22 protein-coding genes and 5 pseudogenes are annotated in these 21,213 nt (G+C 71.4%); 15 read left to right on the top strand and 12 right to left on the bottom strand.

Going from position 1 to position 21,213, the window contains the following annotated elements:
• Positions 1-47 precede the first annotated feature (47 nt).
• Positions 48-1,436 (top strand): MFS transporter, encoded by a 1,389-nt coding sequence (locus tag ACFP2V_RS21460; protein WP_381214782.1) that lies wholly within the window; start codon positions 48-50, stop codon positions 1,434-1,436.
• Positions 1,437-1,613: 177 nt separating this feature from the next.
• Here the strand turns inward: ACFP2V_RS21460 and ACFP2V_RS21455 are convergent.
• Together ACFP2V_RS21455 and ACFP2V_RS21450 are read right to left on the bottom strand one after the other, a co-directional pair.
• A pseudogene (locus tag ACFP2V_RS21455) lies at positions 1,614-2,414 on the bottom strand (VOC family protein).
• Positions 2,415-2,735: 321 nt separating this feature from the next.
• Positions 2,736-3,404 carry a lysophospholipid acyltransferase family protein gene (locus ACFP2V_RS21450; RefSeq protein ID WP_381214780.1) on the bottom strand — a complete coding sequence of 223 codons (669 nt, stop codon included), beginning with the start codon at positions 3,402-3,404 and terminating at the stop codon, positions 2,736-2,738.
• 199 nt (positions 3,405-3,603) lie between these two features.
• Between ACFP2V_RS21450 and ACFP2V_RS21445 the strand changes: the two genes are divergently transcribed.
• The 3 genes and pseudogenes from ACFP2V_RS21445 to ACFP2V_RS21435 all read left to right on the top strand — a co-directional run bounded on the left by ACFP2V_RS21445 (position 3,604) and on the right by ACFP2V_RS21435 (position 7,074).
• The gene (locus tag ACFP2V_RS21445) at positions 3,604-4,812 is read left to right on the top strand and encodes an MFS transporter (RefSeq protein WP_381214778.1); all 1,209 of its coding nucleotides are present in this window, start codon (positions 3,604-3,606) and stop codon (positions 4,810-4,812) included.
• A gap of 197 nt (positions 4,813-5,009) precedes the next feature.
• Positions 5,010-5,953, top strand: a pseudogene (locus ACFP2V_RS21440) (DMT family transporter).
• An 11-nt stretch (positions 5,954-5,964) separates the two neighbouring features.
• Positions 5,965-7,074 (top strand): P1 family peptidase, encoded by a 1,110-nt coding sequence (locus tag ACFP2V_RS21435; RefSeq protein WP_381214774.1) that lies wholly within the window; start codon positions 5,965-5,967, stop codon positions 7,072-7,074.
• Positions 7,075-7,117: 43 nt separating this feature from the next.
• Here ACFP2V_RS21435 and ACFP2V_RS21430 read toward each other — a convergent pair.
• Positions 7,118-7,657: pseudogene (locus ACFP2V_RS21430) on the bottom strand (SAM-dependent methyltransferase); the annotation flags it as partial.
• A 21-nt stretch (positions 7,658-7,678) separates the two neighbouring features.
• On the opposite strand from ACFP2V_RS21430, the gene ACFP2V_RS21425 reads away from it, so the two are divergent.
• A complete protein-coding gene (locus ACFP2V_RS21425; RefSeq protein ID WP_381214771.1) occupies positions 7,679-8,122 on the top strand; it encodes an endonuclease/exonuclease/phosphatase family protein in 444 nt (147 codons plus the stop codon).
• Between the two features lie 99 nt (positions 8,123-8,221).
• Here ACFP2V_RS21425 and ACFP2V_RS21420 read toward each other — a convergent pair whose 3' ends face one another.
• The 3 genes from ACFP2V_RS21420 to ACFP2V_RS21410 form a co-directional block, all read right to left on the bottom strand.
• Entirely contained in the window at positions 8,222-8,554 is a 333-nt protein-coding gene (locus ACFP2V_RS21420) for a putative quinol monooxygenase (protein WP_381214768.1), read from the bottom strand.
• An 888-nt stretch (positions 8,555-9,442) separates the two neighbouring features.
• Entirely contained in the window at positions 9,443-9,877 is a 435-nt protein-coding gene (locus tag ACFP2V_RS21415) for a DUF2267 domain-containing protein (RefSeq protein WP_381214765.1), read from the bottom strand.
• Between the two features lie 418 nt (positions 9,878-10,295).
• The gene (locus tag ACFP2V_RS21410) at positions 10,296-10,730 is read right to left on the bottom strand and encodes an Hsp20/alpha crystallin family protein (RefSeq protein ID WP_381214762.1); all 435 of its coding nucleotides are present in this window, start codon (positions 10,728-10,730) and stop codon (positions 10,296-10,298) included.
• Between the two features lie 133 nt (positions 10,731-10,863).
• On the opposite strand from ACFP2V_RS21410, the gene ACFP2V_RS21405 reads away from it, so the two are divergent.
• Positions 10,864-11,556 (top strand): type III effector protein, encoded by a 693-nt coding sequence (locus ACFP2V_RS21405; RefSeq protein ID WP_381214758.1) that lies wholly within the window; start codon positions 10,864-10,866, stop codon positions 11,554-11,556.
• A gap of 380 nt (positions 11,557-11,936) precedes the next feature.
• Here ACFP2V_RS21405 and ACFP2V_RS21400 read toward each other — a convergent pair whose 3' ends face one another.
• Complete coding sequence (locus ACFP2V_RS21400; RefSeq protein ID WP_381214755.1) at positions 11,937-12,395, bottom strand: DoxX family protein; 459 nt, start codon at positions 12,393-12,395, stop codon at positions 11,937-11,939.
• Positions 12,396-12,922: 527 nt separating this feature from the next.
• Positions 12,923-13,216 carry a helix-turn-helix domain-containing protein gene (locus tag ACFP2V_RS21395; protein ID WP_381214752.1) on the bottom strand — a complete coding sequence of 98 codons (294 nt, stop codon included), beginning with the start codon at positions 13,214-13,216 and terminating at the stop codon, positions 12,923-12,925.
• A gap of 726 nt (positions 13,217-13,942) precedes the next feature.
• Here ACFP2V_RS21395 and ACFP2V_RS21390 point away from each other — a divergent pair.
• The 5 genes and pseudogenes from ACFP2V_RS21390 to ACFP2V_RS21370 all read left to right on the top strand — a co-directional run bounded on the left by ACFP2V_RS21390 (position 13,943) and on the right by ACFP2V_RS21370 (position 16,670).
• The gene (locus tag ACFP2V_RS21390) at positions 13,943-14,389 is read left to right on the top strand and encodes a hypothetical protein (RefSeq protein ID WP_381214749.1); all 447 of its coding nucleotides are present in this window, start codon (positions 13,943-13,945) and stop codon (positions 14,387-14,389) included.
• A 599-nt stretch (positions 14,390-14,988) separates the two neighbouring features.
• On the top strand, positions 14,989-15,153 hold the full coding sequence (rpmG, locus tag ACFP2V_RS21385) for a 50S ribosomal protein L33 (RefSeq protein ID WP_055597989.1): 165 nt from the start codon (positions 14,989-14,991) through the stop codon (positions 15,151-15,153).
• Between the two features lie 88 nt (positions 15,154-15,241).
• Complete coding sequence (gene ykgO / locus ACFP2V_RS21380; protein ID WP_006130958.1) at positions 15,242-15,364, top strand: type B 50S ribosomal protein L36; 123 nt, start codon at positions 15,242-15,244, stop codon at positions 15,362-15,364.
• A gap of 124 nt (positions 15,365-15,488) precedes the next feature.
• A pseudogene (locus ACFP2V_RS21375) lies at positions 15,489-15,764 on the top strand (hypothetical protein); the annotation flags it as partial.
• 174 nt (positions 15,765-15,938) lie between these two features.
• The gene (locus ACFP2V_RS21370) at positions 15,939-16,670 is read left to right on the top strand and encodes a VOC family protein (protein ID WP_381214744.1); all 732 of its coding nucleotides are present in this window, start codon (positions 15,939-15,941) and stop codon (positions 16,668-16,670) included.
• A 266-nt stretch (positions 16,671-16,936) separates the two neighbouring features.
• Here the strand turns inward: ACFP2V_RS21370 and ACFP2V_RS21365 are convergent.
• Positions 16,937-17,116, bottom strand: a pseudogene (locus ACFP2V_RS21365) (LuxR C-terminal-related transcriptional regulator); the annotation flags it as partial.
• 498 nt (positions 17,117-17,614) lie between these two features.
• Here ACFP2V_RS21365 and ACFP2V_RS21360 point away from each other — a divergent pair.
• The 4 genes from ACFP2V_RS21360 to ACFP2V_RS21345 all read left to right on the top strand — a co-directional run bounded on the left by ACFP2V_RS21360 (position 17,615) and on the right by ACFP2V_RS21345 (position 19,566).
• Complete coding sequence (locus ACFP2V_RS21360) at positions 17,615-17,956, top strand: sortase-dependent protein (RefSeq protein WP_381214741.1); 342 nt, start codon at positions 17,615-17,617, stop codon at positions 17,954-17,956.
• Complete coding sequence (locus ACFP2V_RS21355) at positions 17,953-18,564, top strand: class F sortase (protein WP_381214738.1); 612 nt, start codon at positions 17,953-17,955, stop codon at positions 18,562-18,564. The genes ACFP2V_RS21360 and ACFP2V_RS21355 overlap by 4 nt, the downstream gene beginning before the upstream one ends.
• A gap of 104 nt (positions 18,565-18,668) precedes the next feature.
• Positions 18,669-19,160, top strand: a complete 492-nt coding sequence (locus tag ACFP2V_RS21350; protein WP_381214735.1) for an RNA polymerase sigma factor — start codon at positions 18,669-18,671, stop codon at positions 19,158-19,160.
• Positions 19,144-19,566 carry a hypothetical protein gene (locus tag ACFP2V_RS21345; protein WP_381214732.1) on the top strand — a complete coding sequence of 141 codons (423 nt, stop codon included), beginning with the start codon at positions 19,144-19,146 and terminating at the stop codon, positions 19,564-19,566. The genes ACFP2V_RS21350 and ACFP2V_RS21345 overlap by 17 nt, the downstream gene beginning before the upstream one ends.
• Before the next feature lie 266 nt (positions 19,567-19,832).
• Here the strand turns inward: ACFP2V_RS21345 and ACFP2V_RS21340 are convergent, their stop codons facing one another.
• The 3 genes from ACFP2V_RS21340 to ACFP2V_RS21330 all read right to left on the bottom strand — a co-directional run bounded on the left by ACFP2V_RS21340 (position 19,833) and on the right by ACFP2V_RS21330 (position 21,087).
• Positions 19,833-20,129 (bottom strand): type 1 glutamine amidotransferase family protein, encoded by a 297-nt coding sequence (locus tag ACFP2V_RS21340; RefSeq protein WP_381214729.1) that lies wholly within the window; start codon positions 20,127-20,129, stop codon positions 19,833-19,835.
• A 443-nt stretch (positions 20,130-20,572) separates the two neighbouring features.
• Positions 20,573-20,914 carry a Rossmann-fold NAD(P)-binding domain-containing protein gene (locus tag ACFP2V_RS21335; protein ID WP_381214726.1) on the bottom strand — a complete coding sequence of 114 codons (342 nt, stop codon included), beginning with the start codon at positions 20,912-20,914 and terminating at the stop codon, positions 20,573-20,575.
• Positions 20,911-21,087 carry a hypothetical protein gene (locus tag ACFP2V_RS21330; RefSeq protein WP_381214724.1) on the bottom strand — a complete coding sequence of 59 codons (177 nt, stop codon included), beginning with the start codon at positions 21,085-21,087 and terminating at the stop codon, positions 20,911-20,913. Before ACFP2V_RS21330 ends, ACFP2V_RS21335 begins: the two co-directional genes overlap by 4 nt.
• Positions 21,088-21,213 lie beyond the last annotated feature (126 nt).

Below are 21,213 nucleotides of genomic sequence, written 5' to 3'. Positions count from 1 at the left end.
ACCTCCGACACGGCGACGGCGCCGCGTCCCCATCCCTGGAGCGGGCAGTGCAGCACCTCCCCACCACCAACACGGCCAACCGGCTCGACCGGCTGCCCATCTCGAAGTTCCACAGAGTCACCCTCGTCGCCGTGGCGTTCGCCTACTTCTTCGAGTTCGCGGACATCAACACCTTCGCCATCACGGCCCCGGTCGTGCGCGAGCAGTGGGGCTCCGACGTCAACGCCATCGCCTACGTGACCTCGCTGTCCTTCGTGGGCATGTTCATCGGCTCGATCGTGGCCGGCGGACTGGCCGACCGGCTGGGCCGCAAAAAGACGCTCACCCTGACCACCGTGTGGTTCGCCCTGTGGTCGTTCGCGTGCGTCTTCGCCTGGGACATCTGGTCCCTCGGCGTCTTCCGCGTACTGACCTCGGCGGGACTCTCCGCGATGACCGTGGTCGCCGTCGTCTACATCAGCGAGCTCTACCCCCGCGCCAAGCGCGGCAAGTTCCAGGCGTACGCCATCGTCGTCGGCATCTGCGGCACCCCCGTCACCAACCTCATCGCCTCCTTCGTCGTGCCGATGTCCGACTGGTCCTGGCGCCTGGTCTACCTGTGGGGCTCCCTGGGCGTCCTGTTCCTGTTCTTCCTGCGGAAGATCGTGGAGTCCCCGCAGTGGCTCGAGTCCCGCGGCCGCCACGAGGAGGCCGAAGCCATCCTGGCCCGCATCGAGGCGGACGCCGAAGCCGAGCACGGCCCGCTGCCTGACGCCCAGCCCATGCAGCCCCAGGCCCCGGCCACCCGGACCGGCCTGCGCATGCTCAAGGACAAGAAGTTCCTCTACCCCACGATCCTGCTGTCGGCGCTCTGGATCACCCAGACCATCGGCTTCTTCGGCTACTCCAGCTGGGCACCCACCCTGCTGGCCGCCGAGGGCGTCAGCGTGGAGGACTCGATCTTCTACGTCGCCCTGACCACGATCGGCGCGCCGCTCGGCTCCTACCTCGCCGCGATGGTCACCGACCGGTTCGAACGCAAATGGTGCCTGGTCGTCTTCGGCCTGATCATCGCGGCGTCCGGCCTGCTCTACGGACTGACCTTCACCCCGCTGCTCATCGTCGTCTTCGGGTTCCTGGTGAACCTCTTCGAGCGCGGCTACACCGCTCTGGCCTACGCGTACTCGCCCGAGCTCTACGACACCAAGGGCCGCTCGCTCGGTACCAGCCTCTCCTACGGCCTGGGGCGGCTGTCGAACGCGGTCGGCCCGCTCATGATCGCCGGAATCTACAACGGGGCCGGCTACCAGGCGGTCTTCTTCTTCATCGCCGGGACCTGGACCGTCGGCGCCATCGTGCTGGCCCTGTTCGGCCCCGCGACCCGCAAGATGCGGCTGGCGGCGGAAGCCGAGGCCGCGGCGAAGACGCGCCTGGACAAGGCGTCCGCGACGGCCTGAACACCCACGCCACCACACCGACCACGGGGCCCGGCGACCGCCGGGCCCCGCCCGCGCGGCGGTGGCTGCGGGGCCCGGTGGCCGTGTTGGTGCCGGTGCCGGGGCGGGTCGGCGGTGTGTCCGGGGATCGCTCGCGGCGGCCGGCGGGACCGGGCCGAGCCCGCCGAGTGCCGGGTCTCAGGACGCGGGCGGAGTGAGTACCACGAAGTCCGCGTTCCACGGGTCGAGGCAGACGGCGAGCCGGCCGACTCCTTCCGCGTCCTCGGGCCCCATCTGCACGCTGCGCCCGTTGCCGGTGGCCGCGGCGACCGCGGCGTCACAGTCGGCGACGGCGAAGACCGGGTGCCAGTACGGGTGCCCGCCGGCCGGCGCGAGGTCCTCCTTGCCGAGTTCCATGAGGCCGCCGTGCATCCGCTCCTCGGGGGAGGCCGGCGGGAGTGATGAGGTGGTACGTGCCCCCGCCGCCCGGCATTTCCATGTCGCTGAACCGCCGACCGAGGACACCGCCGTAGAACTCCTTCGCGGCCGTCGCGTCGCTCGTGTGCAGCTCGGTCCAGCACAGGGAACCCGGCTGGTCCACCAGCTCGACGCCCTTGCTGGTTCCCGGCTGCCACACGGCGAACCGGCCCCCCCAGCGGATCGCTGTACTGCGCCATGCGGCCCCACTCGTCGAGGTCCGTCGGCGCCACCCGCACCGTGCCGCCCCCGCTCTCCACGGCCCGGGTCGTGGCGTCCGCGTCGTCGACGCTGTAGTAGATCATCCAGGCGGAGCGTGCCCCCTCCTCGGTGAGTGTGCCGAGCCCGGCGACGATCCTGCCGTCCTTCCGGAACATCCCGCCCTCCACGTCGCCCTCGGCTCCCATGGACTCGAAGTCCCAGCCGAGCACCGCGCGGCAGAAGGCCGCCGCGGCGCGGACGTCAGGAGTGCCGAGGTCGAGCCAGCAGGGGGGAGCCGGGGGCTAACTCAGTGGTGATCACGACGATTCCCTTCGCTGTTCCTGTGCCGTTCCGCGGTGTCCCAGCGTGACACCCGGCACCGACCGTCGCCCCTCGACCGGCCGGTCCGCGGCCCGGGGGCGTGGAGCACGACGGCGCCCTCGATCAGGAGATCCGCGAGCACATCAACACCGCCCGCACACCTGCGGAACGGTGCCGATGGGTCCGCCGCGGCAAGGACCCTTCAGGACACCTGTGGGTCTTTCTGACCCACAGGGAGGACGTCTCGGAGGAGGAGCTCCGGCGTCGCCTGGCCGCCGCCGGGTGACCCGGGCGCCAGGGGGACCGCCCTTCCCGCCCCTCTCAAGGGTTCCCGGGCGTGCGGGCCGGCTCACCGACGGAGTGGGCCGCTCGCCGCCAGGCGGCACTGACCGCACCGTGCGCGATCGACGTACCTCGCGCCGTCTCCGCCGGAAGACGCACCGGACTGCCGATGTGCACGTGGAACCGGGGGCGGCGCACCGGGGCTGTGAACACACTGGCCAGTTGCTTCGCGGCCGTTCCCGAGCAGAGGCGCCGGGCCCCCGCCTGGCCGACGGGGACCACGGGCGCACGCGTCGCGGCCACCAGCCGTGCGAGACCGGTGCGGAAGGGCAGGGGCGCGGCACACCTCGCGTCCTGGCGCAGGGGGAGACCCCCTTCGGCGTAGATGAGCACATGACGCCCCGCCCCGAGCACTTCCGCCGCGGCCGCAAGTGCCTCCGCCGCCCGTGCCGATCCCCGGTGGACGGGAACGTGCCCCTCCTTCGACAACGCCCGGCCCAGCACCGGCACGCGCCAGAGACCCGCCGTCACCAGGACCGCCGGTGCCACGTCCACGGACCGCAGGGCGGCCAGTACGACCGCGGGGTCGGCCGTCGAGTCATGGTTGGCGACGAAAACACTGCCCACGGGGTACGGTCCGTCCGCCTCGCGGGTGACGGTGAGGCGCCCGAAGAAGGGCAGCAGGGCAGCGGCAGCACGGCTGAGCATGGTCGGCCTTTCGACACGGGAATCCCTGCTCGTCAGCTTCGCGTGCCGACGCGCTCCGGCACATGAGTATCCGCACCCATGGGTACCGGGTGGCTCTCCCCATGACACGGCCGAGGACGGCGCCCGGCGCTTCCGGGTTCTCCCGGCCGGTTGGCGTGCCGTACGGGACCGCGGCGCATACGGGGTTACCGTCGGCGGCATGGCCGGTGATCGCCCCGGGTGGCGCGCGTGTGTGCTCAGCGGTGCGGTGTTCGCCGTGTGCATGGTCGGTACCACGCTGCCGACCCCTCTCTACGGTCTCTACCAGGAGAAGTTCGAGTTCTCCGAGCTGACGGTCACCGTCGTGTACGCCGTGTACGCCTTCGGTGTCATCGGTGTCCTGTTGCTGGCGGGGAACGTCTCGGACGCGGTGGGCAGGCGCCCGGTGCTGCTGTGCGGCCTCGGGTTCGCGGCCCTGAGCGCCATCTGCTTCCTCAGCGCCGCCGACCTGGGATGGCTGTACGCGGGACGGCTGCTGTCGGGAGTGTCCGCCGGGCTGTTCACCGGGGCCGCGACGGCGTTCGTGATGGAGCTGGCACCGCCCGGTGGCGCCCCTCGCGCCACCTTCGTCGCGACCGCCGCCAACATGGGCGGGCTGGGATGCGGACCGTTGCTCGCGGGAGTCCTGTCCCAGTACGCGGCCGGGCCGCTGTACCTGCCGTTCGCCGTGCACCTGGCCCTGGTGGCCGGCTCGGCCGTTGTCCTGCTGCGGCTTCCGGAGACCGTACGGGAGAGACGCTCGCTGAGCACCGTACGGCCACGACGGCCCGGCCTGCCCCCGCAGGTGCGGGCGGTGTTCGGGCCGGCGGCGATCGCCTCGTTCGTGGGCTTCGCACTGTTCGGGGTGTTCACCTCGGTCAGCCCGGCGTTCCTCGCGCAGTACCTGAACGTGCACAACCGCGCCCTGAGCGGTCTGGTCGTCGCGCTGGCCTTCTTCGCCTCGACCGCCGGGCAACTGGCTGTCGGCCGGGTCGGGGCGACACGATCACTGCCATGGGGCTGCGCAGGCCTTCTCGCCGGGCTGGCGCTGCTCGCCGGCGCGCTGCACTGGGACCTGCTCGCACTGGTGGTGCTGAGCGCGATTGTCGGCGGTGCCGGCCAGGGGCTGTCGTTCCGCGGGGCGCTGTCCGCGCTGGCCGAGGTGTCTCCGGCGGGCGAGCGGGCGGGGGTGATCTCCATGCTGTTCGTGGTGGCCTACGCGGGCATCTCGGTGCCGGTGATCGGAGTGGGCGTACTGACGGGTCCGGTCGGCCTGAAGGACGCGGGACTGATGTTCATCGTGTGCATGGCCGTCCTGGTCGTGACCGCGGCCGTCTACCTCCTCCGGCGGCCGGTACCGTCGGGGACGGGAGCGCGGGGACCGCGGTGACATCCGCCCCCGCCCTGCCCCGGTACCCGTCCTGCCTCGGTACCCGTCGTGCCCCGGCCCGGCTGCCGAGCATGCGGCCGCCACCGTACGGGCTGCGACACGCACCCTGCGTGTTCGCGTGGGAGGGGGAACGCGGGGCATCATGGCAGGGCCTGGGGTGGGCCGTTTCGTCATCCCGGAAGACCCGCGCCGTGGACATGCTGCTGCCGGTCCTGTTCGCCCTGGGCGCCGCGTTCAGCAACGCGCTCGCCACCGTCCTCCAGCGCAAGACGGCCCTCGGCGTGCCCCGGTCCGACGAACTGAGGGTCGGGCTAATGCTCGACCTGCTGCGGCAGCCCGTCTGGCTCGCCGGCATCATCACCATGATCACCGCGACGGTCTGCCAGGCCGTGTCGCTTGCGACGGGACCGTTGACGATCGTTCAGCCCTTGTTCGTGCTGGAGCTGCCGCTCGCTCTGGTCATCGCCACGGCGCTGTTGCGGGGCGGCTGTCCCGTACCGGCTGGGCGGCCGCCTTCGCCGTGGTGGCAGGGCTCGCCGTCGCCCTGACCGCCGCCTCGCCCGCGGGAAACCGCACGCACGCGCCGATGGATCGCTGGATCCGGGCACGTGCCGTCTGCGCCACCGCGATCGTCTGCCTCGTGCTCGCCGGGCTCCGCGGGCCCGGGGGCCGCACCCGCGCAGCCTGCTTCGAGCCGGCCACCGCTGTCGCGTACGCGGTGACGGCGGCACTGATGAAGGCGTCGATGCGCACACTCGACGACGGCGGTGTCACCGCGTTCCTCACGGCCTGGCAGACCTGCGGTTTCGCCCTGTTCGGCGCGTCGGCGCTGTTCCTCCCGGAGAACGCGATGCAGGCGGGCCCACTGGTCGCGTCCCAGCCCGACCTCACCCTCGGCGACGCGAGCGTGAGCCTGATCCTCGGGACCACGATCTGCTCCGAGTCCGGGCGATCGGGCCGGTGGCTCCTGCCCCGACTGCCGGGCGTCACCCTGGTCGTGGCGGGTGTGCCGATGCTCTCGAGACTGCCGCTCGCCCGTTCCCTGACCGCGAGGACCGCTCCACCGCCAACGCCGAGGCTCCGTGAGCCGTCCCCATGGAGGGCCATGAGCCGGCGGACGTCGGGCGGGGTGGGCAGGTAGCGTGCGGCCGTATGGAACCACCGGCTCGCCCGCAGTCCGCCGCCGGCACCCGGCGCCGCGCCCGTGACCTCGGCATCGTCATCGGAGGGGCCGCTCCCGGCCCCTCCAACGCGATCACCGATGTGCCGGGCGTCCGTGTCGGCCACACCACCGTCCGACGGCCCCCGGACGTGCACAGTGGAGTCACCGCCGTCGTGCCCGACACCGTCGGCCCCCACACACCGCTGCCCGCGGGCGTCTTCACCGGCAACGGCTACGGCAAGCTCATCGGCACGACCCAGCTCACCGAACTCGGCACACTGGAGACACCGGTGCTGCTCACCTCCACCCTGTCCGCCTTCCGCGTCGCCGACGCCCTCGTCGGCTGGATGCTCGAACGGCCCGGCTGCGACGAGGTGCAAAGCCTCAACCCCGTCGTGGGGGAGTGCAACGACGGTTTCCTGTCCGACATCCGAACCCGGCCCGTCCACGAGGAGCATGTGAGGGCGGCCCTCGACGGGGCATCGGGCGGGCCGGTGGCCGAGGGCTGTGTCGGCGCGGGGACCGGCACGGTCGCTCTGGGATTCAAGGCCGGTATCGGGACCGCTTCCCGCACGCTGGATCTGGCAGGCCGGTGCTTCACCGCGGGCGTCCTGGTGCAGGCGAACTTCGGCGGCACACTGCGGGTGCTCGGCCGCACCGTCACACCGCGATCCACGGGCCGTGACACCGATGGCCGTGACACCGACGATGGGGCGCCGGTCGCGGAGACCGGCTCCTGCATGATCGTGGTGGCCACCGACGCCCCTCTGGACGCGCGCCGGCTCACCCGTGTCGCACGGCGTGCGGTCTTCGCCCTGGCCCGTACGGGCGCGGCCTACAGCCATGGCAGCGGTGACTACGCCGTGGCCTTCGGCACGCGGCCGGGCGGGGGTGCTCCCGTGGCGGATGCCGATCTGGGGCCGCTGTTCGAAGCGGTTCTCGACGGCGTGGAGGAAGCGGTGCTCAACTCGTTGCTCGCCGCGACGAAGGTCACCGGCCCGGGTGGCCGTACGGTGCCGGTCCTTCCCGCGGACGTCCTGCTCGCCGCCCTCACGTCCCCTCCGCCCCCGCTGTCCCCTCCGGCGCCACCGACAGCCTGACGGGCTACTCCGGCAGCGGCGTCGCCGCCCCGGATGCGCGGGGTCACTGCTTGCGCCCCGCGCCGCCGAACATGGCGACCTCCCCGGCGGGTGCGCCGCCGGGGGCCGGGGCGGGGTGCCAGCGGTTGCAGGAGACCACACCGGGTCCGAGGAGCTGGAGCCCTTCGAAGAGACCGGCGACGATGCCGGGGGGCCGCTGGGTCAGCCGCGGGGTGCCGTGCTCGTTCCAGAAGGCCACCGCCGCGTCGACGTCGGGCAGGTCCGGCCGGGTGATGGTGTGCGACAGCACGAGGTGACTGCCCATCGGAAGGGCGGCCGGCAGACGCCGCACGATCCCACGGGCTTCCTCGTCGTCCTCGACGAACATGACGGCTCCCAGCAGGACCAGCGCCACGGGACGGTTGAGGTCGAGCAGTTTCCCGGCCTGCGCCAGGATCGTGTCGGCATTGCGCAGGTCCTCGTCGAGGTAGGACGTACGGCCCTCGGGCGAACTGGTCAGCAGAGCCGCGGCATGGGCCAGGACTGTCGGACCGTAGACGACACGGGACTCGGGGGCGAGCCGCTGGGCGAGCTCGTGTGTGTCGCCGTCCTGAGCCGTTACCCGGTGATCGATGCCGAGAACCACGAGATCACCCGGCTCTCCACCCGGACACCCGACCCGGTGCATGCCCCGATGCCCGGATTCGCCGAGGTCACGGTCAACGTCAAGGGCGCACCTGCGCACGTCCACAGCACGCACCTGGACCACCGGGCCGACCCGTCGGTCCGTGAGGCCCAGGTGGCGGACATGCTCGACGTGCTGGCCGCCGACCGCGGACCGAAGATCCTGGTCGGCGACTTCAACGCCGAGGCGACGGCTGCGGAACGCAGACCCGGACGGCGGTGGGACCTGTCCGGCGGTCGACCCGGTCAAGCGCGTCGACTTGGTGGCCGTCTCTGCGGACATCACCGTGGCCGGTGCCGAAGCGGTGGCGAAGCGGTGGCGACGGAGGCGTCGGACCACCGTCCCGTGGTCACGGATCTGAAGGTCCGCCGGCGCGGCCGCTGAACAACCCGGAACCGGGGGCGGCACCGCACCGGAGCCGTCCCCGGTGGCCCGCCCCGGCGATCGCGGAACCTCGACGGAGGTCTGCCCCGAGACGATGCGTCAGTTCTGCTCGGGAACGCTCATCTCGCCCAGCAGCGACCAGTCGTCCTGCGGAACCGTCGCGTTCACGATGCGGGGCGTCTCGGCCAGGTGGGGCGGCAGGGTCCGCTGCGCGGCCCTGAAATGCTCGGAGTGCACATGGGCCGCCCCCGCCTCGTCGTCGCGGAAGGCCTCGACCAGGACGTACTCCGTCGGGTCCTCGACGCTGCGGGACCAGTCGAACCACAGACAGCCGGGTTCGTTTCGGGTGGCCGAGGTGAAGTCCGCGGCGATCTTCGGCCAGTCGTCGGCATACTCGGGGCGCACCCGAAACTTGGCGGTGATGAAGATCATCCTGTCTCCCTCGTCGTTCTCCGGCGCGGTCGCGCCCTCTGTCGTGGCGCTCTCCGCGCACCGGCGCGAACACTGCCACAGGGCCTGTCGCATCGCCATCCGGGACCGGTTCCGCATCGCTGAGGCCGGCAGGAACACGGTCGCGGCCAAGACCCGGACCGGACCCGGCGGACCACGGTGACATGCTCCCGGCCGACGCGGAGCATGTCACCGTGGTCCGCGATGTCCGGATGCCGTCCGGCCCACCGACGTCCGCCTCCCGCTTCCACGGGCGTCCGCCGCCCGGACCACGGACGTCAGACCGGTGCCAGACGCAGGCGCACGGGAGTGACGACGGAGGGTTCCGGCAGGCGCAGACCCCGGCGGCCGGGCGTGATCGACCCCGGGGCGGCGGGCGCCGGCGCACGTGGGGACCGTACCGGTCGGCCCGTGCGCGGTGAGGAACCCCAGGATGGCGAAGGCCTAGGCATCCTTGGCCGCCGACGGCGGCCCGAGGCCGTCGGATGGCACACGCTGCCGGTCGGGGGTCCGCTGACACTGACGTGGTGAGGACTCGGGCCACCAGTACAAGTACATCCTCAACCTCGGCCGGCCGGTCCGGCACCCGGCGGAAACCTGTCTCGTCGTCCACGGCATCGTTGGACCCGCTGCCAGTGGTGCGGCCCGGCCGCCGAGGGCGGCCTCCGTATCGGGGGACGGTGTCATGACCCGCAAGACCTGATCGGTCCGGTCATCTCAAGGACGGCGTACGACACGCGTCCGACGGAACGCGGTTGCGCGAAGCGCTGCTCTCCGCTTCGGGCCGCCGGACGCGCCAGGGGAGCGCAGTCCGCTCGTTCAGCCGCGGGCGGCCCAGCCCCGTTCCACAGCTGTGCCCCCTTCCCCGCGTCAGGCCGCCCGGGTGAGTTCGGCGCGGCCGAACAGCAGGGCGTAGCCGGTGGGGAGCTGGGTGAGGATACGGCCGAGGAGCTCCTCGCCGGCGAACTGGGCCACGACGCGAAGGACGGTACCGGTGTCCCAGCGGGTGGTGGCTGTCGTGCCGCCGGTGCGGCACGAGAGGTCCTCGACGAAGCCCCAGCCGGTGAGGGGTTCGGTGGCGGGTATCTCCGAGGTGAGGACGACGGCGGCCTCGTGCGGCAGCCTGACCGCGAGTTCCACGCGCTCGTCACCCGTCAGCTGCCGCCCGAGGGAGGCCAGCACGGCGCGCACGGCCTCCTCGGCCCGTGCGCGGGTGGGGTAGGCGCCTTCGTACCGCACTCTTTCCAGCATCTGCTCGAAGGTCATGCTGACGGTGGGCCGGCACGCTTCCTGCTGGGGAATCATCGCTGACGCGGTTGCCTTTCTCGTGCGAGGTGATGTGTGTGGTGGGGGGCTCCCGCCGACCACCGATATCGCTCGGTCAGGGGAGGGAATGCCGCTGTCTCTGGGCCGTACGCGCCGGGGCGGCCGAACGGCAGGCCGTAGCCCACCGGGAGCTGGAGCAGGATCCGGTGGGTGAGTTCTTCGCCCACGGTGTCCGAGACCACGCCGAGCACAGTGCGCAGGCACCGTGCGGGCCGCCCGCTTCGGCTTTCCCGGTGGCTGCGTATGCGCCGAGTTCCTTGACCTGGCCCGGGAACGCCTCCCGTCGCACGGCCATCGTTGCGTTCTTGCGCGCAGGGCGGCGAGCGGAGGAGACGGAGCACGGGGGGCGGCCGCAGGGCAGGCCGTCTCCCCCGTCTCCGCGCGGCTGGGAGGGGGATCAGCCGCTGATCTCCTTGTGGACGGAGCCGCCGCCGATGGCGATCTTGCGGGGCTTGGCGCGCTCGGCGATCGGGATACGCAGGGTCAGTACCCCCGCGTCGTAGTCCGCCTCGATGCGTTCGGTGTCCAGGGTGTCGGCCAGCACGACCTGGCGGGAGAAGACCCCCAGAGGCCGCTCGGAGAGCTCCATCTGTACGTCGTCCGCCTTGGTGACGGGCCGCCGCTCGGCCTTGACGGTCAGCATGTTCCGCTCGACGTCGATCTCGATCGCGTCCGTGGAGACGCCGGGCAGGTCGAGGGCGATCACGTACTCCTCGCCCTCACGGTAGGCGTCCATGGGCATCGCCGACGGCCGCGACCAGGTGCCGGTCGTGTTGAGGAGCTGCTGGGTGATTCGATCGAGCTCACGGAACGGATCGGTGCGCATCAACATCGTGAAACACCTCCAGTGTTCAGGTCAGGCACTTTGCTGCCAATGCGGTTCACCTGCCTTCGTTGTAGCATGTCATCCAAGTGATGACAAGTTGAGTGTCGCCGAGATGACGACAAAATCTGATGGAGACTCCATGATCAGTGACGATCGGCCCACCCCGCGCGCCCGCGGTCTCACCCCCACGTCCTTCCTCGCCGCCGCCGCGCTGAACACGATCCACGAAGCCCTGCGCACCGCCCGGACATCGCAGGACGGGGTGCGCCCCGAGCCCGTCCAGACCGGCTCGGAGCAGGCACTCGCCGCCCTCCTGCTGCTCCGCGAAGTCCGCGATCAGCTCGCCGGGTGGGAACCGGGCCTGATCGAAGAGGCCCGGGAGGCGGGCGCCAGCTGGGCCGACCTCGCCCATCCCCTGGGCGTCTCCAGCCGTCAGGCCGCCGAACGCCGCTATCTGCGCGTACGCCCTGGAAACCCGGGGTCCACGGGCGAGCAGCGGGTACGGGCCACCCGTGACCGCCGCGCCGCCGACCGCACCGTCACCGCGTGGGCCCGCGCCAACGCCGCGGACCTGCGCCGGCTCGCCGGCCAGATCACCGCGCTCACCGATCTCCCCGCCGCCGCCCGCACCCCTCTCGCCGAACTCACCGCAGCCCTCGCCGACAACGACGCTGCCACCCTCGTCGGCCCGCTGACGGCGACGCACGCGCATCTGGCGTCCGACCACCCCGGCCTCGCGGCGCGTGTCGATGACGTCGCCCGCCACACCGACCGGCTCCGCCGGCACAGCGGGGACCAGCGCCAAGGGCCTCGGATACCACCGGGGCGGTGAGCATGGCCGGTGGCAGGCCGGCCCGGCGGCCCGGTGACATCACTTCTCATCCGGACTGATCAGGCATGACCAGGTACGCGCGTTCCCAGGGCCACGACTCCGCCGCCTCGCTGTGGCGCGGATCGCCGCGGATCACATGGGCCGCCCCCCTCGTGGAGACGAGCGACTGCAGCCGTCCGTGCGTGCGGGAGGGGGCCGTCGGGTGGAACTCGCCGCAGGGAGCTCGGCGAGATGGTTCCGCCCGGACAGGGTGGCGTGCGGCACCCACCACGCGTGGATGCCGCGGAGCGGCCTCGATCCGGTCGTCGGTGCGCTGGAGGGACAGCCGGATCAGATGCGGCGCGGAGATCCCATGCCGGACGTCCCCGTCCCGGCGCCGCCTACTCGCCCACCCGCTGCTCGGGCTCCGGGCGAGCAGTCGGCCGGACATCGGTTTCCTCGCGGCCTACAAGGCCCGACAGGGACAGGGCGCCCGGTCCGAAGAACACGATGAGCAGGAATCCCCAGCAGAAGAGCGCAGGGGCGAGGCCGCCGTTCTGCAGCGGGAACAGGCCGTCCTTCTGGTGCTCGGTGAAGTAGGCGAACGCCATGATGCCCGAGCTGATGAAGGCCGCGCTGCGCGTCGTGACTCCAAGGAGGACGAAGACACCGCATGCCAGCTCGATCACCCCGGCGTACCAGAACGGCCAGTCACCCATGGGGCTGGCCGTCCGGTCCAGCACCCCGAAGACCGTAGCAGCGCCCTCGCTGGTGAACAGGATGCCCAGGACCATACGGAACAGGCCCAGTACGAGGGGCCGGCGGGCGGTCAGCCAGTCGCTGAGGTGTGCGGTGCTCATCGGGCACTCCTTGAAGATGTCGCTGTGTGCCGGGTGCTTCGGGCCTTGCGGATTCCGGGTGTTGGTGTCTCCCCGCTCTCCCTACGCGTACGCGGCGTGGCTGGTTCAGGCGAACCGCGAAGTTCTTGCAAGTGATCACCTTCTTGGCGAGCCGGTGGGAGCGGATGACGGTGCCGCCGCCGGAATCCGGCAAGCCGGGCCATGAGATCGCGGAGCCGCTGATCCCTCCGTCGAGGGCGCGACCGCAGGGCGGTGGAACGAAGAAAACGCGAACAGGCTGAGGCGATCGCGCCACCCGAACAGTGGTTCCGGGCGGGCGGGGGTGGGAGGAGGGTTGCCCTCTTGGCCCGACAGGGCTTCACAAGCAAGGAGTTGAATACGCTTCACCGCGCCGTCGAGGGCGTTCGCCCCCCTCGGCGTCACCGATCTCCGGCGGCCGGATGCGCGAGTCCACCACCAGCCCGCACGTGGGTCCCGGTCATGACACCGGGCGCCATCGCGGGGCGTGGGGCGGGAAACGAGCCGTTTCAGGGAAACAACGAGTGTCCCGTCGCGTACAGCGCGACGCCTGCCCGGGTCCGCCGCCCCGTCCTGTCGTAGACGTGAGCCGGATGATGGTCCACTGTGCGCGGGGAGAGCGACGGTTCCATGCCGATCTGCCGGTTCGCCGGCCCTCGCGCCGCAAGCCGGAGCACCTGGACCCCCCGGTCCGTCAGCCCGTCCGGCGGCGGCTGCCGCGGTGCCTCGATACCTGCCGCCCCGAGGACCGGAGCACACGCCCGCTTGCCCGCGCCGCCTTCATCGGCGTCGCGGACAAGCAACTCCGCGGCATCCGCGAGTGAATACGCAGACCGGTGTGCACGTGGCTCGGTAAGCGTGGTGAGCGTGTCGACAGCCGTCAGGATGCGGGCCGCCAGCGGCAGTCCGCGCCCCGGATCGCCGCGGTGCTACCCGCCGCCGTCGGCGCGTTCGCGGTGAGCCGAAGCGATCGGTGCGAGCGTGGCCGGTGCCGGTACTCGCTGAAGGATCCGATGGGGGCCAGTACGTATGCATGCGGATCTGTTCCGTCTCGGCCACCGTGAGGCTTCCCGCCCTGGCCCGGACGCCGGCCGGAACGGCCACGCGGCCGAGGCCGTGCGGCAGCGCCGCGCAACTCCGTCAGTGCCTCGTGGTCGGGTCCTGAGGCGCGCCCGGCCCCCACAGCCAGGTCGGCGACATGTCCGCTGTGCCCGACAACCACCGGCTCTTCAGGTCCACGAGTCGGCCCGGCACCGCCGACAGGCCTGGCACGGACCCGAACGGTACGGCAACGTGCGGCTGCGGCTCCGCTGTGGCGTGGATGGGCGCGCTCCAGGTGTCCACGATCAAGGGAAATTTTCACGGAGCGGTTCAGCCCGGCCCGCCCCTCCCGGCATCACGGCACGTGCCCAGGGCCGGCGGCCATGTGTCCGGCTGCCAGGACCCACCCCTGTTCACACCTGTCCCGCACACGACTTGCCCCAAACGCCGCAGCCTTCCCCGGCCCTCCCCGGGGAACCCGTCTTTGTATGAACATCGATGCGCAGCAACACCCCGCCCCCGAGCACCGGCGCCCGGACGGTGTGTCCGACACGACGGTCGAAGCCCTGGGCGGGCTGTCGAAGGCGCTGGAGACGGCCGAGCGGGCCCGTGGTGCGCTCTACACATTCCATCAGCTGACCGGCAGCGCCGACCTCGCCCTCGACGACGCGGTGCGCCTGCTCCGTGAAGCCGGCCACGAAGAGCAGGCCGGCCGGGTGGAGCGAGAGATCCTCGGCCGCAATGTGATTCCGGGGCACTGGACCTTCCAGATCGTCGAGGCGTACAACGCCACGTACTACCGGCCCTTCCAGCAGATCGAGCAGGAGATCCGGCAGGAGCTGGCCGAGGGACGCGACCACCTGTACGAGGCGGAGATGAAGGAGGCCCGCCGTACCCGGCACCACCCCGACCACACTGCCCGTCCCGCCACCTGATCCTGTTCGGCGACGACGGCAGGAGAGGGCGCGCAGCCGGTCACGTCCGGCACAGCCGTTCGCACTGTGCCCGCCCGGCCCCGGGCTCCGCCCGGGGCCGGGCCGTCCACCTCGACGACCAGGGACAGCCACGCCTCGGCGCCACTGCTTCTCCACGGCGTTGCGGACGGGTTCGAATGACCTCGCCGTGCCGGGGAGCCTCCTTCCCGGGAACAGTTCCCAGAACCGGGGCGGGTGCGCGCCCGTCACGCGGTCATGGAGCCTTCTGAGCTCGGCGCGCCCGGGAACAAACGTGAGGGGGCACATGTTGACGGCACCGTGGTCGTGGAGGGGACAGTGTCCCCGGGCCTCACCCGCAGCCTGCAGGGACGATCGTCCGGCTGAAGCCCCGCAGAGTCTTTCGCCGCGTAGGCGACCGCCCTCCACGATCGCTTGCCCGTGGCTTCGGTCCGCCCGGCGAGGTGCCGGGCGCGGAGTGGGCGGCGGGGTCCCGACCCGCTGAACGTGGGATGCGGAATACGGCGCCCGCCGACGCCGTTGTCCATTATGTCTGGCATGTTCGAGTCAATGAGCTCGGGCGGTGGCGAAAGGAGCACCTCATGGCACGCAGCACTGCGCGGCCGGTCGTCAAGCTGAAGTCGACAGTAGGTACGGGAGTCACCTACGTGACCCGCAAGAACCGTCTGAACGACCCCGACCGGCTGGTCCTGCGGAAGTACGACCCGGTCGCCGGTGAGCACGTCCTCTTCCGCGAAGAACGATGACATCTGCCTCCGTCGCCCCGCGGCGGAGGCCCCGAGGGGGGAGAGCCATGGCGACCCCCCTCGTTCGACCCCGCGGAAGGAGACCGTGATGAAGGTACGCAAGTCCTTGCGCTCGTTGAAGGCCAAGCCGGGTGCCCAGGTGGTGCGCCGGCGGGGCGTGACGTTCGTGATCAACAAGAAGGATCCGCGTTTCAAGGCCCGCCAGGGCTGACGAGCCACTTCCGCCCACCGGACGGCCCGGTACCGCGCTCGCGGTACCGGGCCGTCCGTCGTACCGGCGGGGGAGTGGGGCGGGAGGCCAGCCAGTGCTCAACCGGCGCTCACACAGTGCTGTCGAAGAAGACCGCGCCTCCCGCATCCGGGCCGCCGGCGGCCCGGCCGAACTCCACGTCTGGGCAGGTGGCTTCCGCGGATTCGGTGCCCTGTGCCCGCAGGCACACATCTCGGCCACGGCCCGCCGAACCGGCTCGCCCGACTCCTGTCCGCGGACACCGCCGCGTAGCGCCCCCGCCTCACCCACGGTCCCCGGCGTTCGGCCTCCCGGCCGGGGCATGGCCGTCGTCGGCGAGGTGGCACTGGCCCCGACCGGCGATCTCCTCCCGAGCGTGTGACGGGTGGGTGCCGGAGGGCTGCGACGACGGCAGCGAGTGAGCGAAAACGAGTTGACCGGGTGGCGCCCCATGGGCAGGCTCCCCTCCACGGCTTGGACGAGGCCCTGTTGCCGGCGGGCTGCCCCACGCGATCGGCGGGTGGGGCGGCGAGTCGGCGGATCGGATGTGCGGGAAATGACGTCTCAGCTTCACGCGCTCTGCTTCGATGCGCACGATCCCCTCCGCCTCTCGCGCTTCTGGGCCGGCGTCCTGGGTCGGGAGGCGGTCGACGACTCCCACGGCGTGCCCACTCTCCTGCCGAACGACAACACCGGGTTCCGGATCCGGTTCCTCCTGACCCGGGAACAGAAGTCGGGCCAGAACCAGATGCACTTCGACCTGACGAGCACGTCCCTCGACGACCAGCAGCAGGTGGTGGCGAGGGCGCTCGGAATCGGCGCCCGCCACATCGACATCGGTCAACGCCCCGAGGAGGGGCATGTGGTGCTCGCCGACCCCGAAGGCAACGAGTTCTGTGTCATCGAGCCGGGCAACAACTTCCTCGCCGACTGCGGATTCATCGGAGCACTCGCGTGCGACGGATCGCAGGAGGTCGGGTACTTCTGGAGCCGGGCCCTGGGCTGGCCGTTGGTCTGGGACCAGGACCAGGAGACCGCGATCCGCTCGCCGCGAGGCGGCCCGAAGATCACCTGGGGTGGTCCACCGCTGATGCCGAAGACCGGGAAGAACCGGATGCACTTCGAGCTTGCCCCACCTGCCCACGGTGATCAGCAGGCAGAGGTCGACCGTCTCGTCTCCCTCGGGGCGACGCGCATCGGCATCGGCATCGGTCAGGGCGAGGCCGGTCGGGCGGTGATGGCCGATCCCGACGGCCATGAGTTCTGTGTGCTGGCGCCCCAGGACTGAAGGAGAACGACTACCGCTTCGCAGGCGCTCCTGTGCGGGGCATGGCGATGACTGCGACAGACCGGTTGGCGTGACGGAAGCGGCACCGGTTGAGTGACCGGTGCCTGCGGGGGCCGTGATCGGGCCCGGGCGGTCCCGGGCCTCTCGGCGGCGAGGCTTCGCGTGTGGAAGACAACGGCCCCCACACCCCCTTACCCACTGCGCCCCGGCTACCCACTGCGCCCCGGCGGTCCGCGACTCCGTTGCCCGTCTCGCGCAGTGGCGCGTCAGGTCACCAGCCCTCGACGGTAGGCGCAGACGACGACCTGAACACGGTCGCGAAGCCCGAGTCCGGCGAGGACGCGTGACACGAAGGTCTTGACGGTCCCCTGGCCTATCAGGAGAGCTGCGGCGATCTCGGTGTTGGAGAGGCCGTCCGAGACGAGGAGGAGGACCTCCAGCTCGCGGCGGGCGCCGCCCCGGCTCCCTGCCGGTCGAACCCCGTGACCGGGCGGTGCTCGGTCCGCTGCACCACCCACCTGTAGACCAGCGCGGCCGTCAGGGCAGCGAGGAGGAGCGCCGGCCAGGGATTTCCTTCCACCGCGACGACACTCCGGCCGCTGATCGAGCTGACCACCAGCACAGCGACGAGCTGCCGAACCAGTCTCACGAAAACTCCTTCCACACGTCCGCGGCAGGCGCACCGCGGCGGATCCGACGCTATCGATCCGACGGCCGAAAACCGTCACCGCACAGTGGGCACCTGCATGGAGCTCGCACGGGGACAGGCCTTCAGGTCTGCCGGACCCGCAGAACCCACCGGCGGACGCCGCGCGGTCGCATCACACCAGCAGGGCTTTGCCTTCTCTTTGCAACCCGTGCTGCCGCCGCCTCGTCTCTCCGCACGATTCATGACTGAGCCCGCCGGGTCAACGTGCGGGCGAACCGATGAAAGAGAGCGTTCCATGCGCCGAACTGTTTTCAGCGCCGCGGCACTCGCGTGCACCGCCCTGTTGGCGAGCGCGGTGCCCGCGTTCGCCGACGAGTCGACTCCCGTCGCCGACACCACAGCGACCCCGAGCGTGTCCCCGGAGCCGACCGCCACCCCGGAGCCGGCTCCGGCCGAGGAGGGGAACACAGGCGAGGTCTCCGTCGTACCGAGCGGAGCGCCCGACACCGGTGTGGCACCGCAGTCGGCACAGTCCGGAGCCGACGGCGAGCTGATCGGCGGGGGTGCCACCGCCCTGCTCGCCGCCGGGGGCGCGGCGGTGTTCCTCGTACGCCGCCGGCGGGCGACCGCGGCATGACGTCGCTCTCCAGGCGTGCGTTCGTCACCGCGGCGACAGCCTCGTTGCTCGTCGGCTGCAGCGGCGACCGGACCGGCCCGGCCAGGGCCGAACACCCGGAAAGCACGTCACCGTCTTCGCGGCCCTCCGGCAGGACGACGCACGTCCTCGGGCGTTCGGTCCCGGTCGGTCTGGAGATCCCGGCCATCGGGGTCGACACCCCGGTCATACAACTGGGGTTGGCCCGGGACCGCACCGTGCAGGTTCCCCCGCTCACGGCCGACGACGTGGCGGGCTGGTACCGGCACTCGCCGACACCCGGACGGATCGGCCCGTCGGTGATCCTCGGACACGTCACGGTCGGCGTCCACGGGGACGGTGTCTTCCGCCACCTCGCGCGGCTGCGCCGCGGCGACCGGATCGTGGCACGCCTGGAGAACGGCACGGCGGCGGTGTTCGTCGTCGACTCGATCCGGACAGTCGCCAAGACGGACTTCCCGACGGACGCGGTCTACGGGCACGTGGACCGTCCGGAACTGCGGCTCATCACGTGCGGCGGTCCGCTTACCGGTGAGGAGTACCGCGACAACGTGATCGTCTTCGCCGAGCTGAGCCCGGCGAGTCCCTGATCCGCCACGGGAGTTCCGGGCCGGTGGGCTGTGCGCCGGCCGGCCCGGGACCCTCCCCCGCGAGTGGCACCGCGTCACCGGTGTCACCCCGACCATGGAGAGCATTGAAACGGTCCCGCGAGAAGGCAGCGTCCGAGCTGTTCGCCGCCCTCTATCCGCGTCTCGCCGGCTGGTGCCGCCGGCTGGTCGACGACGACGAGACCGCCCACGAGATCGCCTCGGAGGCGTTCACCCGGCTGTGGGCCCGCTGGACCTCCGTAACGGAACCGCGGGGTTTCCTCTACGTCACAGCGGCCAACCTCGTCCGGGACCACTGGCGCAAACTGGAGCGCGAACGCAGGGCGGTACACCGTGTCACCGCGGAAGCCGCCGTCCGTCCGCACAGCGAACCCGCCGACCCGTCCGTACGCTTGCTCGTGCAGTCGCTGCCGGAACGACTGCGCGTCCCGATCCTGCTGCACTACTACGCCGACATGCCGATCCGGGAGGTCTCCGTGGTGACCGGGCGCAAGGAAGGAACTATCAAGGCCGACCTCCACGCGGCCCGCGAACTGCTCCGCGCCCACCTGAGGAGAAGCCTTGATCACACACTCTGACGATGGTCCGGACTTCGAACCCGACGACCCCCTCGCCGTCATCCTGCGGCCAGCCTCCGACTACCTCGGCCCGCCCGCCGGCCGGTACGAGGAGATCCGCCGCGCCGCGGCGCGGCGTCGGCTGGTCCGCGCCGCGGTCGGAGCCGGGGTGTCATGCGCCGTCGCAGCCCTCGTCGCCCTTGTCGTCCTGCCGCTCCAGCCGGCGGTATCCGACAAGCCCGTGTCCCCTACCATCCCCCTCGCCCCGCCTCCCGTGAGCAGCCCCCCGCCCGGGCCCGCTCCGTCGGCAATACCCCAACCCATCAGCCCTCGTCCCAGCGAACAGGCCCGGACCGACGGCCCCGACGTCTCGACGCCCCGGCCCACCGCGGTGCCCAGCGCGTCACCGGTGACGCCCTCGCCCTAGCGTGGCCGGGCGGGTTGCGCCGCATTCATCCTCTGATGTTGGTCAGAGAATTCTGGTGACGCCGAGAGGATTCCCTCATGCTCGTGGAGGCCGGCCAGGCGTGGTTCGATCAGCGCGGGCCGGCCCGTCTTCCGGCCTCCGCGGGATCACGAGGGCCGTAGAAGAGACCAGAAGCGGGAGCTGCCGTCCTCGGAACGCTCGCGCGAGACAGGGAACGGCAGCACACCGACGCACTACTCGGGGCATGGTGCCCCGGGCGTGTGCGTTCAGCCGAGGGCGGCGATCATGTCCTCGGCCATGTGGGCGCTGGACGCCGGGTTCTGCCCGGTGAACAGGTTGCCGTCCTGCACGTTGTGCTGCTGGTAGGCCGGCCCGCCGATGTGGTCAGCGCCCCTCTCCCGCAGTCGGGCGGCGAGCAGCCGCGGAGCACCTTCGGCCGTTCCAAAAAGTTGTTCCTCCTCGTCGGTGAAGGCCGTCATCCTCCGGTCGGCAAACAGCCACTTGCCCTCCGTGTCCACGGCGCTGAGCAGGGCGACCGGGCTGTGGCAGACGGCTCCGATCACCTTCCCGGACGCGTCCGCGGCGGTCAGCAGACGGCCGAGGCCGGTGTCCTGGTAGAGGTCGACGAGGGCCGTGGCCGCCAGGCAGGACGACCGCGACGTAGTCGTTGACGTCGACCTCGTCGAGCTTCAGCAGAGGGCCGAACTCCCGCAGGACCTTCTCCGCGTACTCCACGTGCCGGGCGCAGTCCGCCCCGGCGATCTCTGGGTCGGCGCTGTGCTGGTCGAGTGGCTGCAGCACTCCGCCCGGCGAGGCGAAGTCGACCGTGTAGCCGCTCCGGACGAACTTCTCGTGCGGAGCAGCCGGCTCCTCGGCCCAATAGCCGGTCGGGTACGCCGAGCCGTCCGTGCGCTCCCAGACGTCGGCAGCCGACATGATGATCAAGACCTTGCTCATGGGGCAGTTCCTCTCCGTGGTGGTGCGGTGGAAGGGCGAGTGGTGGGGATCAGGCGGTGGCCGGGAAGTCGGTGGTGGGCGCGGTGTCCGCGGTGGCGTCCAGGTCGGCCTGGCGAACCTGGACCTTGGGGGTGGCGCAGGCGTGGGAGTCCGAGCCGAGGATTCGGCGCAGCGGGCCCTGGCCGGTCACGCCCCGGTTGGCGATCGCTTCGGCGCCCTTGGCCGGGTCGCCGGGATGGCTGCCCTGGAGCTTGAGATGGTCGTCGAGCATGTCGCGGACGTCGCGGTCGCCGGGTTCCGCCACCGCGGCCAGGAAGTCGTGGCCGGCGTTGTTCATGACCACGTCCAGGCCGCCGAAACGCTCGATGGTCCTGTGGACGGTCTGCTTCACCTGCGCCTCGTCACGCAGGTCGCCGGTGAGCGGGAGAAGACACGAGGTGTCGGCGCCGTCCCGGGCGCGGTGAGCAGCCGCTCGGACGAACGCGTCGTCGCCGCGCCCCTGTCACCACGTTCCAGCAGCCGCCTGACCAGGTCCAGACCCAGGCCACGGGAAGTACCGGTCACGCACCGGACCGCAGAGCGGACTCGAGGAGTCCGCGACGTTCCCGCCGTTGTCACCGCCTCATTCAGGCCGTCAACTCGTCGTCGACGGGGATGCCCAGTCGGCCGGCCACGGTGGTGAGGGCCGTG

This window comes from Streptomyces incanus, from assembly GCF_042656345.1.
In the GTDB taxonomy this organism is placed as follows: domain Bacteria; phylum Actinomycetota; class Actinomycetes; order Streptomycetales; family Streptomycetaceae; genus Streptomyces; species Streptomyces incanus.
Note: the sequence above shows the minus strand (reverse complement) of the source record. Positions and strands in the feature narration are given on the sequence as shown.